Raw genomic sequence first — 15,243 nt, 5'->3', positions numbered from 1 at the left:
CGGCGCACCCGCCAAGACTCAGAAGGGCTCCCGTGTCCAACTCGGCCGAATCTTCGTCCAAACGTCCACTCCGCGTCGCGATCGTCGGCGCCGGACCGGCCGGTGTCTACGCCGCGGACATCCTCACCAAGTCCAACGAGGTCAAGGACGGCGACTTCGAGGTCAGCATCGACCTGTTCGAGGCCTACCCGGCGCCCTACGGCCTGATCCGCTACGGCGTGGCCCCCGACCACCCGCGGATCAAGGGGATCGTGAACGCCCTGCACAAGGTCCTGGACCGCGGCGACATCCGCTTCCTCGGCAACGTCACGTACGGGCGGGACCTGACCCTGCACGACTTCCGCGCCTTCTACGACGCCGTGATCTTCTCCACCGGCGCCATCAAGGACGCTGACCTGGACATTCCCGGCATCGAGCTCGAGGGCTCCTTCGGCGGGGCCGACTTCGTCTCCTGGTACGACGGCCACCCCGATGTCCCGCGGGACTGGCCGCTGGAGGCCAAGGAGATCGCCGTGATCGGCAACGGCAACGTGGCCCTTGACGTCGCCCGGATGCTGGTCAAGCACGCGGATGACCTGCTCGTCACGGAGATTCCGGACAATGTGTACCGTGCCCTCAAGGATTCCCCGGTCACGGACGTGCACGTCTTCGGCCGCCGCGGCCCGGCGCAGGTGAAGTTCACCCCGCTGGAGCTGCGCGAACTGTCCCACGCCAACGACGTGGACATTGTGCTCTACCCCGAGGACTTCGAGTTCGACGAAGCCTCCGACGAGGCCATCCGCACGAACAACCAGATCAAGACCATGGTCAACACCCTCGGCAACTGGCTCGTCGAGGAGCACGCCGAGTCCGAGGAACCGTCCTCCCGGCGCCTGCACCTGCACTTCCTGCACAACCCGGTCGAGATCTACGACGACGCCGAGCATCCCGGCAAGGTGGCGGGGATCAAGTTCGAGCGGATGCGGCTGGACGGCACCGGCAACGTCAAAGGCACCGGGGAGTTCGTCGACTACCCGGTGCAGGCCGTCTACCGCGCCATCGGCTACCACGGCTCGCCCCTGGAGGAACTCGAATACGATGCCCGGCGCGGGGTCATCCCGAACGAGGGAGGCCGGGTTCTCGACGCCGAGGGCAACCCCGTGCCCGGCATCTACGCCACCGGCTGGATCAAGCGCGGCCCGGTGGGCCTGATCGGCCACACCAAGGGCGACGCGCTGGAGACGATCGGGTTCCTGCTCGAGGACCGGCTGACCCTCCCGCCGGCCCAGAACCCCGACCCGCACGCCATCATCGACCTGCTCGAGGAGCGCGGCATCGAATACACCACCTGGGAAGGCTGGAACCGGCTGGACGCGCACGAGCTCGCCCTCGGCGCGGCGTGGACCGACGCCAACGGGGCCGACGGCGTCGTGCGTGAACGCGTCAAGGTAGTGCCGCGCGAGGAAATGATTGAGATTTCCCGGGGCTGAGGCCGACGTCGGGGCCTCCTCTGGCGGGGGCCCTGCGCGCCCCGTAGACTCGACCGGACGCGGCTGCATGCCGTCGCGCACCGACGATGGTGCCAGCAGGTGGGAGTTCAATGAGGAATCCGGTCGAGCAGGCCATCCCGCGCGGCCCCGGCCCGAGCCCGGAGCTCCGCCAGCGGTACGCACACGCGGGGCATGAGCAGCTGGGGTCCCTGGTGCCGGGGACCGAACAGCTGCCGGGGCTGCGCAGCCTGATCCGGGAGTCCTGGCAGCGTTCCGCCCAGTTGCACGCGAACCCGGACAACCCCGAAGCGCCGCTGGCCATGGACCGCGAGGAACTCGAGGAGTACCGCCGGCAGCACCCGCTGGCCGCGATCATGCCCGTGATCCACAAACTGCTGGTCCTGCCCAGCCACGACAGCGGCATGCTGGTGGCGGTAGGGGACGAGGTGGGCCGGCTGCTCTGGGTCGAGGGGGACCCCGCCATGCAGCGCCGCGCCGAGGGCATGATGTTCGTTCCCGGCGCCGACTGGTCCGAGGCCACGGTGGGCACCAGCGCGCCCGGCACCGCGCTCGCGCTGGGCCGCGGCATCCAGATCGCCGGTGCCGAGCACTACAAGCGCTCGGTGCACCCCTGGAGCTGCACGGCCGTCCCCTTCCACGACCCGGATTCGGGCGCCCTGCTGGGCGTCGTGGACATCACCGGCACCGAGTCCGCCGTCGCGCCCCACACCCTGTCCCTCGTGGAGGCGACGGTCGCCGCGGCGCAAGCGCACCTCCGGGTGGAGCGGCTCCAGCTGGCCGCGGCACGCCAATCCACGCCGGCCCGACGCCGGTCCTCCGGTGCCGCGCCCTCGACCGCATCCGCCCCGCGGCCAGCCCCGCGGGCCGCCGGTGCGCGCGCCTGGGCCTCCGGCAGCCTGTACCGCAACAGCCTGCAGCTGCTCGGCCGCGACCAGGCGGTGCTGAGCATCGACGGCCGCACGGTCACGCTTTCCGCCCGGCACAGCGAAATCCTCGCCCTGCTCAGCACGCACCCGGAAGGCCTGAACGCGGAGGAACTGAGCGCGCTGCTCTACCCGGACGGCGGCTCCACCATGACACTGCGCGCCGAGATGGTGCGCCTGCGCAAGGTCCTCCAGCAGCTCAACCCCGGCGCCGTCCCGGAGTCCCGGCCCTACCGGCTGCCGATGGACCTCATGCCGGATTCCTCCCAGGTCCTCAGCTGCCTGCAGCGCGGCGCCCACCGGATTGCGCTGGAAATCTACCGCGGCGCGCTCCTGCCGCGCTCCGAGGCGCCGGGGGTCAGCGAGCTCCGCGGCCGCGTCTCCGCCCTGCTCCGCGAGGCCGTGATGACCGACGGCAGCGCAGAGTCGCTGCTGAAGTATGCGGAGCTGCCTGAGGCGCGCGACGACGTCGGCGTCCGCACCGCGGCGCTGAAGCTGCTGCCGCCGCGCTCGCCGAAGCGGGCCGCCGTCGTCGCGGATCTGGAACGGCTGGAAGCGGAGCTCAGCGCCTGAGCCCGCCGCCGCGGGCGGCTCCGGCCGCCCGTACCCGCGCCGGCGTGACCCGGCTCACATGGTTGCAACCTGCCTGCAACCTCCCCGCTCCTAAGCTGATGCCAGCGGCGGCCCGCAGGACCCCTGGCCGCCTCCGCCAACCATCTTGCACAGCAAAGGAGCTAGCAATGACTGTCTACGCACAGCCCGGTACCGAGGGCTCGAAGGTCACCTTCAAGGACCGCTACGAGAACTGGATCGGCGGGGAGTGGGTTGCCCCGGTCAAAGGCCAGTACTTCGAAAACATCACCCCGGTGACTGGTAAAGCGTTCTGCGAGGTCGCCCGCGGCACCGCCGAGGACATCGAACTGGCCCTGGACGCCGCGCACAAGGTCGCCCCGTCCTGGGGCAAGACCTCCGTCGCCGAGCGCGCCGCCATCCTGAACAAGATCGCCGACCGGATCGACGAGAACACCGAGATGCTCGCCGTCGCCGAATCCTGGGACAACGGCAAGCCGATCCGCGAGACCCTCAACGCTGACATCCCGCTCGCCGCGGACCACTTCCGCTACTTTGCCTCCGCCGTCCGCGCCCAGGAAGGCCGGCTGTCCCAGCTCGACGACGACACCACCGCCTACCACTACCACGAGCCGCTCGGCGTCGTCGGCCAGATCATCCCCTGGAACTTCCCGATCCTGATGGCCGTCTGGAAGCTCGCCCCCGCCCTCGCCGCCGGCAACGCCGTCGTCCTCAAGCCGGCCGAGCAGACCCCGTCCTCGATCCTCGTGCTGATGGAACTCATCAGCGACCTCCTGCCGGCCGGCGTCGTCAACGTCGTCAACGGCTTCGGTGTGGAGGCCGGCAAGCCGCTCGCCTCCAGCCCGCGGATCCGCAAGATCGCCTTCACCGGCGAGACCACCACCGGCCGCCTGATCAGCCAGTACGCCTCCCAGAACCTGATTCCGGTCACCCTGGAACTCGGCGGCAAGAGCCCCAACATCTTCTTCAACGACGTCGCGGACAGCAACGACGCGTTCTACGACAAGGCCCTCGAAGGCTTCACCCTCTTCGCCTTCAACCAGGGCGAAGTCTGCACCTGCCCGTCCCGCGCCCTGGTCCAGGAAGGCATCTACGACTCCTTTATGGCCGACGCGCTGGCCCGCACCCAGAAGATCATTCAGGGCAACCCGCTGGACACCGACACCCAGCTCGGCGCCCAGGCCTCCAACGACCAGCTCGAGAAGATCCTTTCCTACATCGACATCGGAAAGCAGGAGGGCGCCAAGGCGCTCACCGGCGGCGCCCGCGCGGAGCTCGCCGGCGACCTCGCCGGCGGGTACTACGTCCAGCCCACCATCTTCGAGGGCCACAACAAGATGCGGATCTTCCAGGAGGAGATCTTTGGCCCGGTGGTGTCGGTGACCCGCTTCAGCGACTACAGCGACGCCATGGGCATCGCGAACGACACCCTCTACGGCCTCGGCGCCGGCGTCTGGTCCCGCAACGGCAACGTCGCCTACCGTGCCGGCCGCGAGATCCAGGCGGGCCGGGTGTGGGTCAACAACTACCACGCCTACCCGGCCGGCGCCGCGTTCGGCGGGTACAAGTCCTCCGGCATCGGCCGCGAGAACCACGCCATGATGCTGGACCACTACCAGCAGACCAAGAACCTGCTGGTCAGCTACAACGAGAACAAGCTCGGCTTCTTCTAGGCCGGCGCGGCGGGGCGGACCTTGGCGGTCCGCCCCGCCCCTTTCCCGGCGCCAGGATCCCCGGCGCCGGCCGTCCCACCGAACCAGGAGAAGACCATGACCCAGGCCAGGCTCGAAGCCGCCCCGACGCGGACCGGCGAGGACTTCTCCCGCGTGGCCCTCACCCCCGAGGCCGTGGAGCTGCTCCGCAAGCTCTGGCTCCAGCACGGGCCCCTGATGTTCCACCAGTCCGGCGGCTGCTGTGACGGGTCCTCGCCCATGTGCTATCCGGCCGGGGAGTTCCTCACCGGCGACTCCGACGTGCTGCTGGGCCTGTTCGACATTTCGGATGGCCTGCAACCGCAGCCGCTGGAATTCTGGATGTCCAGGGAACAGTTCAACTACTGGAGCCACACGCACCTGACGGTCGACGTCGTCCAGGGCCGGGGCAGCGGGTTCAGCGTCGAGGCGCCCGAAGGGAAGCGGTTCCTGATCCGCTCGACCCTGATGGACTGGCCCGTCTGAGCCGCCGCGGACGCGCACCCTGGCGTCTCACATTGTGGGACAAAAGCGGCCGTCCAGTGGATGGACACTACTATGGATAGGTCCGTTTCCAACCCAGCTACCGAAATTTTTGGACCTTCCTATGAATCTTTTCCGGACCAAATCCATTGAGCAGTCGATTGCCGACGCCGATGAGCCCGGACGCAAGCTGAAGCGCTCGCTCAGCACCTGGGACCTGATGATCATGGGCGTCGCCGTTGCCGTCGGCGCCGGAATCTTCTCGGTCGGGGCCAAGGCCGCCGCCAACTTCGCCGGCCCCGCCGTGACCATCTCCTTCGCCATCGCGGCCGTCACCTGCGCCCTCGCGATCATGTGCTACGCCGAATTCGCCACCGCCATCCCGGTGGCAGGCTCCGCCTACGTCTTCACCTACGCCACCATGGGCGAGGTGCTGGCCTGGATCATCGGCTGGAACCTCATCCTCGAGCTCTTCACCGCCGCGGCCGTGATCGCCAAGTACTGGGGTATCTACCTCAGCAAGGTCTTCGCACTGATGGGGCTGGACGTTCCGCCGTCGATCTCCGTGGCCGGCGTCGACCTGTTCTGGGGCGCCTTCCTGATTGTCGCCGTGTTCACCGTGCTGCTGGTCCTCGGGACCAAGCTCTCCGCCCGCGTCGGCAACGTCTTCACCCTGATCAAGATCGCCGTGGTGCTCTTTGTGATCGTGGTCGGCTTCAGCTACGTGAAGTTCGAGAACTACGCGCCGTTCGTCCCGGCCTCCGAGCCCACCGGCGGCACCGGCGCCACGGACGTGCTCAAGCAGTCCTTCTTCGGCTTCCTCACCGGCGCGGCCCCGGCGCAGTACGGCACCCTGGGCATCTTCGCCGGCGCGGCCCTGGTGTTCTTCGCGTTCATCGGCTTCGACGTCGTCGCCACCTCCGCCGAGGAGGTCAAGAACCCGCAGAAGACGCTGCCCCGCGGCATCTTCGGCGGCCTCGCGATCGTCACCGTGCTCTACATCCTGGTCTCGCTCGCCCTGACCGGCATGGTCTCCTACACCAAGCTGGCCGAGGCGAAGAACCCCACCCTGACCACCGCCTTCGAGGCCGTCGGCAACACCGACGCGGCCAAGGTGATCGCGTTCGGCTCGCTGGTCGGCCTGACCACGGTGATTATGGTCCTGCTGATGGGTCTCTCGCGGGTGGTCCTGGCGATGAGCCGCGACGGCCTGCTGCCCCGCTCGCTGTCCAAGACCAGCACCATCCGCGCGACGCCGGCCCGCCTGCAGATCATCTGCGGCACCGCCGTGGCCCTCGTGGCCGGGCTGACCAACGTGGACCTGCTCGAGGAAATGATCAACATCGGCACGCTCTCCGCGTTCGTGATGGTCAGCCTCGGCATCCTGGTGCTGCGCAAGAAGCGTCCGGACCTCAAGCCGGCGTTCCGCGTGCCGTTCGGGAAGGTGCTGCCGGTCGTGTCGGCCGTACTGTGCCTGTACCTGATGACCAACCTGGCCGTGGAGACCTGGATCTTCTTCGCCATCTGGCTGGCCATCGGCATCGCGATCTACTTCGCTTACGGCAAGCGCCACTCCCGCCTCAACGAGAAGTTCGCTGAGGCCCGGGCGGCTGTCAGCGGCGCCGGGTCCGCCGGCACGCCGGCCGCGCACACGAACGACACCGCCAACGCTGCCGCCAGCGGCGGGGAGCGCCCTGACGAGAACTCTGACCAGAACGCGGAGACGCTCTCCCGCTCCTAGCCGCACCGCCGCAATCCAACGCGGGGTCGCTTTCGGCCCGTCCGGCCTGTCCGGATGGGCCGAAAGCGACCCCGCGTGTTTTGTGTGCGCAGCATCTTCCACACTCGTCTCAGAGGTGTAACAATGCGCCCAATGTGGTTGACCTCACACTAGCCTTGGGACAGACTTCTTTTTGAACGTTTGTTCGAAAAGCGAACAACTGGGGCTTGGGGGCTAGTCACTTCCACGCCAATGCGCACATAGGAGTGAACATGAAACGTCGTATCATCACCGTGCTGGCGACCGCATCGGTCCTCGCACTCTCGGCCTGCGGCAGCGGATCGCCGAGTTCCACCGGCGGCGGTGCCGCATCCGGTGGCGCCACGGGAGGCGGCGAGTTGACCAAGGTCAGCGTTGGTGTGATCCCGATCGTCGACTGCGCCCCCATCTACCTCGGCAACAAGCAGGGCTTCTTCAAGGACGAAGGAATCCAGCTGGACATCCAGACGGCCACCGGCGGCGCGGCGATCGTCCCCGGCGTGGTGAGCGGCAGCTTCGACTTCGCCTTCTCCAACCTGATCTCGGTCATGGTCGCGAAGGACAAGGGCCTTGACCTGAAGTTCGTCGCCAACGGCGCCTCGACCACGGGGGAGAAGGGCAAGGACATCGGCGGCGTCGTCATTCCGGCCGGTTCCAGCATCCAGTCCCCGAAGGACCTCGCCGGCAAGACCGTCTCGGTGAACAACCTCTCCAACATCGGTGACACCACCATCAAGTCCATCATCGAAAAGGACGGCGGGGACCCCTCGAGCGTGAAGTTCGTGGAAGTCGCCTTCCCGGACGCCCCGGCCGCACTGGCGAACAAGCAGGTGGACGCCGCCTGGATCCTGGAGCCCTTCCTGTCCAAGGCGGTGGCCAACGGCGGCAAGATCATCTCCTCCAACTTCGCGGACATGAGCCCGGAGCTGGATATTGCCGGCTACTTCACCAAGGCGGACACCATCAAGGGCAAGGCCGAGCTGACCCAGAAGTTCACCAGGGCCATGAACAAATCCCTCGAATACGCCCAGGCGCACCCGCAGGAGGTCCGCGACATCGTGGGCACCTACACCAAGATTGACGAAGCCACCCGCGCCAAGATGATCCTGCCGCGCTACCGGGTGGAGTTCAACAAGGACGCTTTCAAGACCCTCGGCGACGCCGCCGCCAAGTACGGCACGCTGTCCAAGGCTCCGAACGCCGGCGATCTGCTCCCGTGAGTTCCAACGCTGCGGCCCCCGCCGGTCCCGCCCCCATCGCGGGGCGGGACCGGCGGTCCGCCCGCAAACTTCCGGTAAAACAGCTCCTCGGCGTCGCCGGGATCGTAGGCTTCCTGGCCACCTGGGAGCTCATTCCCCGGCTGGGCATCATCGACGAACGCTACCTGCCCCCGGCCAGCGAGGTTATGGTGGCGCTGGTCCGCGACTTCGGCCTGACCGCCTTCTGGGTCTCGGTCGGCGAAACGATGAAGGCCTGGTTCCTTGGCCTCATCATCGCGGTCTCCCTCGCCGTGCTGCTGGGCTTCATCATCGGCTCCAGCACGGTCCTGCGCAAAGCGACCAACTCCACCATCGAATTCCTGCGCCCCATCCCGTCCGTGGCGCTGATTCCGCTGGCGGTGCTGCTCTTCGGTGTGAAGATCGAGTCCTCCCTCATGCTGATCACCTACGCCGCCTTCTGGCAGGTGCTGATCCAGGTCCTCTACGGTGTGGCCGACGTCGACATGGTCGCCAACAACACCGCCAAAACCTACGGTCTGGGCGCCATGGCACGGATCCGCTACGTCGTGTTCCCCACCGCCCTGCCGTACCTGATGACCGGAGTCCGGCTCGCCGCCACCGTTGCCCTGGTGCTGGCCATCACGGCGGAACTGGTGATCGGCTCGCCCGGCCTGGGCCGTGAAATCGCCCTCGCCCAGTCCGGCGGCGCCATCTCCGGCATGTACGCCCTGGTCCTCGCGACAGGCCTGATCGGCGTCCTGATCAACGTCCTGATGCGGTTCATCGAAAAGAAAACCCTGTCCTGGCACTCCTCCGTCCGTTCCGAGGCGATCGTATGAAAGCTGTGAAAACCGCGGGCTATGTGCTGGCGCTGCCCCTCCTGTTGGTCCTGGCCTGGTGGGCCGCCACCTTGGGCTCGGTCAATTTCTTCGTCCCCACCCCCGCCGCCCTGGTCAGCAAATTCGGCCAGGTGTGGTTCGGCCCCCGCTTCTTCACAGACGTGCTGCCCAGCATCGGCAGGCTCCTGGTCGGCGTTGTCGCGGCGATCGCGATCGGCGTCGTCGGCGGTGTGCTGATCGGTTCGGTCAAATGGCTCCGCGCGCTGCTGGAACCAACCCTGGAATTCTTCCGCGCGATCCCGCCGCCGGTGCTGGTTCCCGTGCTGATGCTCCTGCTGGGAGGCACGGATTCCATGAAGGTCGTGGTCATCATCTCCGGCTGTGTCTGGCCGGTCCTGTTGAACACGATCGAAGGCGTCCGGGCCGTGGACTCGGTGCTCTCCGACTCCAGCCACACCTACGGGATCGACGGCTGGGCCCGGGTCCGGTACCTCGTCCTGCCGTCGGCCAGCCCGCAGATCATGGCCGGCGTGCGCCAGTCGCTGTCCCTGGGGCTGATCCTGATGGTCATCTCCGAAATGTTCGCCTCGTCCTCAGGGCTGGGCTTCACCATTGTCCAGTTCCAGCGCTCCTTCGCCATCCCGGAAATGTGGTCCGGCATTGTGGTGCTGGGGCTCCTGGGCGTGGCCATGTCATTCATCTTCCAGTGGGCCGAGCGGAACATCCTGCGCTGGTACCACGGCCAGAAAGAGGTAGAAAATGCAGCCTAGTGCAGCCCCGGCGGTCCCGGAAGCGATGCTTTCGGTCCGCGGATTGAAGAAGGTCTACCAGACCGACGGCGGCGACATCGAGGCGGTGCGGAACCTCACCTTCGACCTCCGCGCCGGGGAGCTGGCCTGCCTCGTGGGACCCTCGGGATCCGGCAAGACCACCCTGCTCAAGTGCATCTCCGGCCTGATGGCGCCCACCGAGGGCGAAGTGCTCCTGGACGGCAAGCGGGTGTCCGGACCCCCGAAGAAGATGGCCGTGGTGTTCCAGGAGTACGGCCGCTCGCTGTTTCCCTGGATGCGGGTCCGGGACAACGTGGAGCTGCCGCTGAAGAACCAGGGTGTGCCCAAGGCCGAACGTGACCGGCTCGTCGACGAGGCCCTCGAAGCTGTGGGCCTGGCGCACGTGCCGCGTTCCTACCCCTGGCAGCTTTCCGGCGGCATGCAGCAGCGGGTGGCGATTGCCCGGGCCATCGCGTACCAGCCCGAGGTGCTGCTGATGGACGAACCCTTCGCCGCCGTGGACGCGCAGACCCGGGCGGACCTTGAGGACCTGATCCGCGCTATCTGGAAGAAGTTCGGCGTGACGGTGCTCTTCGTGACCCACGACATCGACGAATCCGTCTACCTGGGCGAGCGGGTCATCATCCTCTCCAGCTCCCCGACTGTGGTGCAGGAGGACATCGTGATCGACCTCCCGGTGGAGCGCGACCAGTTGGAGACCCGGTCTCTGCCGCGTTTCACGGAGCTCCGGCACCACGTCTACGAGCAGATCCAGCTCGCCAAGAAGGGCCACCGGCCGGCGGCGGCCGGCGCACCGGCGTCGGATCTCCCGGAAACGGCCACGCCGGTCAGCCCGACGGCGGCCTCCGGTACCGGCGGCGCCTAGCGGCCCTGCCGGCCCCGGACTTCCGCTGCGGAACGGGATTTCCGCTACGGAAGTGGACCAGTGCATCCCGGATCCGGGGGGGGGGGCACTGGTCCGCCAGCGGCGCGGGTGTCCGGAAGTGCCGCGAAAATGTACCCCTACGGCCGCTTCGACACTGGGAGTGCGACGCTGGCCACACCATGGGGTGCCGCCAGGGGACCGGCGCCCGCGCCTTAAAGTCAAGAACACCCCGCCGCGGATCTCCGCGTCGGGGTGTTCTTTGGTGCTGGGGGCAGCTAGCCGACCTTGTTGGCCGCCTCGGCGTCCGAGGTACCGGCAGCGGCGGCGCCCAGGTTGGCGCGCAGCTTCGCGCCGAGCTCGGCGTCGACGTTGGTCCAGTACTGGATGGCGCGTTCCTTGATGGCTGGGCTCTTTACGCCGCCCACGGCGCCCGTGATGGTGTCCAGCAGGCGCGCCTTGGCGCCGTCGTCGAACACCTCGCGGTACAGCGTGCCGGCCTGGCCGAAGTCGCCGTCCTCAGCGTGCAGGGAGTGCGCGGAGAGCGTCAGCTCGCCGTCGTTCTCCCAGCCGCCGGCCGGGCTCTGCGGCTCCACGGCAGCCGGGCCGCCGACGGAGTTCGGGGCGTACACCGGAACCGAGGGCGCGTTGAAGTGGTAGCGTCCCGCGCCGTCCTGGCTGTAGTTGTTGACCTGGCTCTTGGGCAGGTTCACCGGGAGCTGGGCGTGGTTGGTGCCCACGCGGTAGCGGTGTGCGTCGGCGTAGGAGAAGATGCGGGCCTGCAGCATCTTGTCCGGCGACGCGGCGATGCCCGGCACGAAGTTCGACGGCGCGAAGGTGGCCTGCTCGATCTGCGCGAAGTAGTTCTCCGGGTTCTTGGTCAGCTCCATGGTGCCGACCTTGACCAGCGGGTAGTCGCTGTGCGGCCAGACCTTGGTGAGGTCGAACGGGTTGAAGCGGTAGGTCTTGGCGTCCTCGTAGGGCATAACCTGCACGTGCAGGTCCCAGGACGGGAAGTTGCCGGCGGCGATGTTTTCCTGCAGGTCGCGGATGTAGAAGTCCGCGTCCGAGCCGGCCAGCGACTCGGCCTCGTCGCCGGTCAGAGACTTGACGCCCTGGTTGGACTTGAAGTGGTACTTGACCCAGAAGCGCTCGCCCGCGGCATTGATCCACTGGTAGGTGTGCGAGCCGTAGCCCTGCATTTCACGCCAGGAGGCCGGCAGGCCGCGGTCGCCCATCAGCCAGGTGACCTGGTGCGCGGACTCGGGGGAGAGGGTCCAGAAGTCCCACTGCATGTCCGCGTCGCGCAGGTGGCTGCCGGGGAGGCGCTTCTGCGAATGGATGAAGTCAGGGAACTTGATGCCGTCGCGGATGAAGAACACCGGGGTGTTGTTGCCGACCAGGTCGTAGTTGCCCTCGGTGGTGTAGAACTTCACGGCGAAGCCGCGGGGGTCACGCCAGGTGTCCGGGGAGCCGTTCTCGCCGGCGACGGAGGAGAAGCGGATGAGCATGTCCGTCTCGGTGCCCGGCTGGAACAATGCGGCCTTGGTGTACTGCGAGACGTCGCCGGTGGTCTTGAAAGTACCGAACGCGCCGCCGCCCTTGGCGTGCACCACACGCTCCGGCACGCGCTCGCGGTTGAACTGGGCCAGCTTCTCGATCAGGAAGTGATCGGTGAGGATGATCGCGCCGTCGGCACCGACGGACTGCGAGTGGGCGTCGGACGTGACGGGGGCACCGGACTGGGTCGTGGACACTGCGGGCGCAGAGATGTTCTGAGTCATCGTTCTCCTATTTCTGTTTCTAACTAGTTACGGTCGGCGGGAAGTGTTTGGGTGCGCTGGCAGTCCTCGCAGATGCCCTGGTACAGGACGTCCGCGATCTGGATGGTCATCGGCTTGGCGCCGGCATCCCAGTGCGGAGTCAGGCACGGCGCGTGGCCGACGGCGCACTCGACGTCCTCGACGCGGCCGCAGCTGATGCACACGGCGTGGTGGTGGTTATCGCCCACCCGTGTCTCGTACAGCGCCGGGGAGTGCGGTGGTTCGAACCGGCGCAGCATCTGCAGCCCGGTCAGGTCGCCGAGGACCACGTAAACGGATTGCGCCGTCAGCTCCGGCAGCTCCTCGCGGGCGGCGGCGAGGATCCCCTCCGCCGGCGAGTGCGGGTGGCGTTCGACGGCGGCCAGCACGGCCAGCCGCTGTTTGGTCACCCGGCGGCCGTGGGCGCGCAGGGCGGCTGCCCATGCTTCGCTGCTGCCCGCGGAATCCGTCATGGCCCCATTCAAGCACTTATTTTTAGCTGTTCACAATAAGGTTCGGCTTATTTCGCATTTGCGTCCCACTAGAGTTGCCGGGTGGGGAAATTCTTGGCGGACATCACGCCGTTGCGCGAAAGCCCGGCGTTCCGCCGCCTGTGGCTGGGGTCCGCCGCCTCGGCGCTGGGCAGCCAGCTGACGCTCGTGGCCGTGAGCCTCGAGGTCTACCGGCTCACCCAGGACAGCCTCTACGTGGGCCTGCTAAGCATCTTCGCCCTGGTGCCGCTGGTTATCGGCGGACTCCTCGGCGGATCCATCGCGGACGCCCACGACCGCCGCAAGGTCGCGCTCCTCGCCTCCGCGGTGCTCTGGCTGACCACCGGCGCCCTGGCGCTGCAGGCCTGGCTGCAGCTGGGAAATGTGTGGCTGCTGTATGCCCTGGTGGCAGTGCAGAGCGGCGCGCAGGCCATCAACCAGCCGGCCCGCAGCGCCATCATCCCCGTGCTGGTGCGCAAGGAACTGCTGCCGGCGGCCAACGCCCTGAGCATGATGATCTTCGGCCTGACCATGACCGCCGGACCGCTGCTGGCCGGGGTGCTGGTCGCAGCGGTCGGCTTCGCCTGGACCTACACGATCGACGTGGCCAGCTTCGCGTTTGTGGTCTGGGCCCTGATCAAGCTGCCGCCGATGCCGCCGGGGCAGGCTTCGCACCGGGCGGGCCTGCGCTCCGTTGTGGAAGGCTTCCGCTTCCTCGGCACCCGGCCCAACCTGCGCATGACCTTCGTGATTGACCTCGTCGCGATGATCCTGGCCCAGCCGCGGGCCCTGCTGCCCGCCGTCGGCGCGCTGATGATCGGCGGCGGCGAGGCCACGGTCGGCATCCTCCTTGCCTCCACCGCCGTCGGCGCCTTCCTCGCCGGGCTGTTCTCCGGCCCACTGGGGGCCGTCCGGGCCCAGGGCGCCGCCGTGGTCTGGTCCGTGATGGGCTGGGGCGCCTCGATCGCCGGCCTGGGCCTTGTGGTGGTGCTCGCCGGCCGCTCCGGCGCCGGGGGTGTGACCCTGTGGCTGCTGCCGGCCGCCGTGTGCTGCGCGCTCGCCGGCATTGCCGATTCCGTCAGCGCCGTCTTCCGCACCACCATCCTGCAGTCCGCCACCCCGGACCACCTGCGTGGCCGGTTGCAGGGGGTCTTTGTGGTGGTGGTGGCGGGCGGGCCGCGGGTGGGCGACATGCTGGCGGGTGGCGCGACTAAGCTGCTCAGTGAGGGCTGGGTCCTGCTCGCGGGCGGTGTGTTGTGCGCGGTGGTGGCCTGGCTGGTGGCCCGCTGGCAGTCCGGCTTCCTGGCGTACGATGCGCGGAACCCGGTCCCTTAGCGGTTCGTTTCTCAAATGGGTGATCTGTTGGGGACACCCGGGCATGCGGGAGGATCAGTGCACAACCATCACAACGGACTGAAGACGGCGGCCCTGTTCGGCGTGCTCTGGGCGGTGCTGCTGGGCCTGGGCGCGCTGATCGGGTCGGGCACACGCAGCGCGGCGCCCATCTGGATCATGGCGCTGATCGGCGTCGGCACCACCGCCTACGGCTACTGGAACAGCGACAAGATCGCCATCCGTTCCATGCAGGCCTACCCGGTGACGGAGGCCGAGGCGCCCCAGCTGTACCAGATTGTCCGGGAGCTCTCGGCCCGCGCCAACCAGCCGATGCCCCGAATCTTCATTTCGCCGACCATGGCGCCGAACGCGTTCGCCACCGGCCGGAACCCGCAGAACGCGGCGGTCTGCTGCACGCAAGGCATCCTGCAGCTGCTCGACGCCCGCGAACTCCGCGGCGTGCTCGGCCACGAGCTGATGCACGTCTACAACCGCGACATCCTGACCTCCTCGGTGGCGGCCGCCGTCGCCGGCGTGATCACCTCGGTGGGCCAGATGCTGCTCTTCTTCGGCGGCGGAGGCGACCGCCGCAACGGCAACCCGCTGGCCCTGCTTGCCATGGCGCTGCTGGCGCCGTTCGCTGCCTCGCTGATCCAGATGGCCATCTCCCGGACAAGGGAGTACGACGCCGACGAGGACGGCTCCGCGCTCACCGGCGACCCGCTGGCGCTCGCCTCGGCCCTGCGCAAGATCGAGCAGGGCGTGCAGCTCGCGCCGCTGCCGCAGGACCAGCGGCTGGTGAACGCCTCGCACCTGATGATCGCCAACCCGTTCCGCGGCGGCGGCATGGCCCGGATGTTCTCCACGCACCCGCCGATGAGCGAACGGATCGGCCGGCTCGAGCGGATGGCCGGCCGGCCGCTGGTGTAGGCACGAAAAAGCCGGGCCCGGCGTCGAGGATGACGC

The 15,243-nt window shown here is 68.0% G+C and carries 13 protein-coding genes; 11 read left to right on the top strand and 2 right to left on the bottom strand.

Features of this window, described 5'->3' with window-relative positions; genetic code table 11:
• Positions 1-32 precede the first annotated feature (32 nt).
• The 9 genes from ABLI39_RS04875 to ABLI39_RS04835 all read left to right on the top strand — a co-directional run bounded on the left by ABLI39_RS04875 (position 33) and on the right by ABLI39_RS04835 (position 10,652).
• Positions 33-1,469, top strand: coding sequence for an FAD-dependent oxidoreductase (locus ABLI39_RS04875; RefSeq protein ID WP_349412301.1), 1,437 nt, complete (start codon positions 33-35; stop codon positions 1,467-1,469).
• A 110-nt stretch (positions 1,470-1,579) separates the two neighbouring features.
• Positions 1,580-2,986 carry a GAF domain-containing protein gene (locus ABLI39_RS04870; RefSeq protein WP_349412300.1) on the top strand — a complete coding sequence of 469 codons (1,407 nt, stop codon included), beginning with the start codon at positions 1,580-1,582 and terminating at the stop codon, positions 2,984-2,986.
• 167 nt (positions 2,987-3,153) lie between these two features.
• Entirely contained in the window at positions 3,154-4,677 is a 1,524-nt protein-coding gene (exaC, locus tag ABLI39_RS04865) for an acetaldehyde dehydrogenase ExaC (protein WP_349412299.1), read from the top strand.
• 96 nt (positions 4,678-4,773) lie between these two features.
• Entirely contained in the window at positions 4,774-5,181 is a 408-nt protein-coding gene (locus tag ABLI39_RS04860; RefSeq protein ID WP_349412298.1) for a DUF779 domain-containing protein, read from the top strand.
• 121 nt (positions 5,182-5,302) lie between these two features.
• Complete coding sequence (locus ABLI39_RS04855; RefSeq protein WP_349412297.1) at positions 5,303-6,919, top strand: amino acid permease; 1,617 nt, start codon at positions 5,303-5,305, stop codon at positions 6,917-6,919.
• A gap of 251 nt (positions 6,920-7,170) precedes the next feature.
• On the top strand, positions 7,171-8,157 hold the full coding sequence (locus ABLI39_RS04850) for an ABC transporter substrate-binding protein (RefSeq protein ID WP_349412296.1): 987 nt from the start codon (positions 7,171-7,173) through the stop codon (positions 8,155-8,157).
• On the top strand, positions 8,154-8,996 hold the full coding sequence (locus ABLI39_RS04845; protein WP_502935184.1) for an ABC transporter permease: 843 nt from the start codon (positions 8,154-8,156) through the stop codon (positions 8,994-8,996). Before ABLI39_RS04850 ends, ABLI39_RS04845 begins: the two co-directional genes overlap by 4 nt.
• Complete coding sequence (locus tag ABLI39_RS04840) at positions 8,993-9,766, top strand: ABC transporter permease (protein ID WP_349412295.1); 774 nt, start codon at positions 8,993-8,995, stop codon at positions 9,764-9,766. The genes ABLI39_RS04845 and ABLI39_RS04840 overlap by 4 nt, the downstream gene beginning before the upstream one ends.
• A complete protein-coding gene (locus ABLI39_RS04835) occupies positions 9,756-10,652 on the top strand; it encodes an ABC transporter ATP-binding protein (RefSeq protein ID WP_349412294.1) in 897 nt (298 codons plus the stop codon). Before ABLI39_RS04840 ends, ABLI39_RS04835 begins: the two co-directional genes overlap by 11 nt.
• A 275-nt stretch (positions 10,653-10,927) precedes the next feature.
• Here ABLI39_RS04835 and ABLI39_RS04830 read toward each other — a convergent pair whose 3' ends face one another.
• Both ABLI39_RS04830 and ABLI39_RS04825 read right to left on the bottom strand, forming a co-directional pair.
• Positions 10,928-12,433, bottom strand: coding sequence for a catalase (locus ABLI39_RS04830; RefSeq protein WP_349412293.1), 1,506 nt, complete (start codon positions 12,431-12,433; stop codon positions 10,928-10,930).
• A 23-nt stretch (positions 12,434-12,456) separates the two neighbouring features.
• Complete coding sequence (locus tag ABLI39_RS04825; protein ID WP_349412292.1) at positions 12,457-12,924, bottom strand: Fur family transcriptional regulator; 468 nt, start codon at positions 12,922-12,924, stop codon at positions 12,457-12,459.
• A gap of 81 nt (positions 12,925-13,005) precedes the next feature.
• Here ABLI39_RS04825 and ABLI39_RS04820 point away from each other — a divergent pair, with 81 nt between their 5' ends.
• Both ABLI39_RS04820 and htpX read left to right on the top strand, forming a co-directional pair.
• Positions 13,006-14,277 carry an MFS transporter gene (locus ABLI39_RS04820; protein ID WP_349412291.1) on the top strand — a complete coding sequence of 424 codons (1,272 nt, stop codon included), beginning with the start codon at positions 13,006-13,008 and terminating at the stop codon, positions 14,275-14,277.
• A gap of 57 nt (positions 14,278-14,334) precedes the next feature.
• Positions 14,335-15,207, top strand: coding sequence for a zinc metalloprotease HtpX (htpX, locus tag ABLI39_RS04815; protein ID WP_349412290.1), 873 nt, complete (start codon positions 14,335-14,337; stop codon positions 15,205-15,207).
• Positions 15,208-15,243 lie beyond the last annotated feature (36 nt).

Origin of the sequence: Pseudarthrobacter sp. B907, assembly GCF_040137805.1 — a bacterium.
GTDB lineage: Bacteria > Actinomycetota > Actinomycetes > Actinomycetales > Micrococcaceae > Arthrobacter.
Note: the sequence above shows the minus strand (reverse complement) of the source record. Positions and strands in the feature narration are given on the sequence as shown.

Coding starts and splice junctions, on each gene's coding strand:
- exaC (WP_349412299.1), top strand. CDS start 3,154: ATGACTGTCTACGCACAGCCCGGTACCGAGGGCTCGAAGGTCACCTTC.
- ABLI39_RS04830 (WP_349412293.1), bottom strand. CDS start 12,433: ATGACTCAGAACATCTCTGCGCCCGCAGTGTCCACGACCCAGTCCGGT.
- ABLI39_RS04850 (WP_349412296.1), top strand. CDS start 7,171: ATGAAACGTCGTATCATCACCGTGCTGGCGACCGCATCGGTCCTCGCA.
- ABLI39_RS04855 (WP_349412297.1), top strand. CDS start 5,303: ATGAATCTTTTCCGGACCAAATCCATTGAGCAGTCGATTGCCGACGCC.
- ABLI39_RS04870 (WP_349412300.1), top strand. CDS start 1,580: ATGAGGAATCCGGTCGAGCAGGCCATCCCGCGCGGCCCCGGCCCGAGC.
- ABLI39_RS04860 (WP_349412298.1), top strand. CDS start 4,774: ATGACCCAGGCCAGGCTCGAAGCCGCCCCGACGCGGACCGGCGAGGAC.
- ABLI39_RS04825 (WP_349412292.1), bottom strand. CDS start 12,924: ATGACGGATTCCGCGGGCAGCAGCGAAGCATGGGCAGCCGCCCTGCGC.
- ABLI39_RS04835 (WP_349412294.1), top strand. CDS start 9,756: ATGCAGCCTAGTGCAGCCCCGGCGGTCCCGGAAGCGATGCTTTCGGTC.
- ABLI39_RS04840 (WP_349412295.1), top strand. CDS start 8,993: ATGAAAGCTGTGAAAACCGCGGGCTATGTGCTGGCGCTGCCCCTCCTG.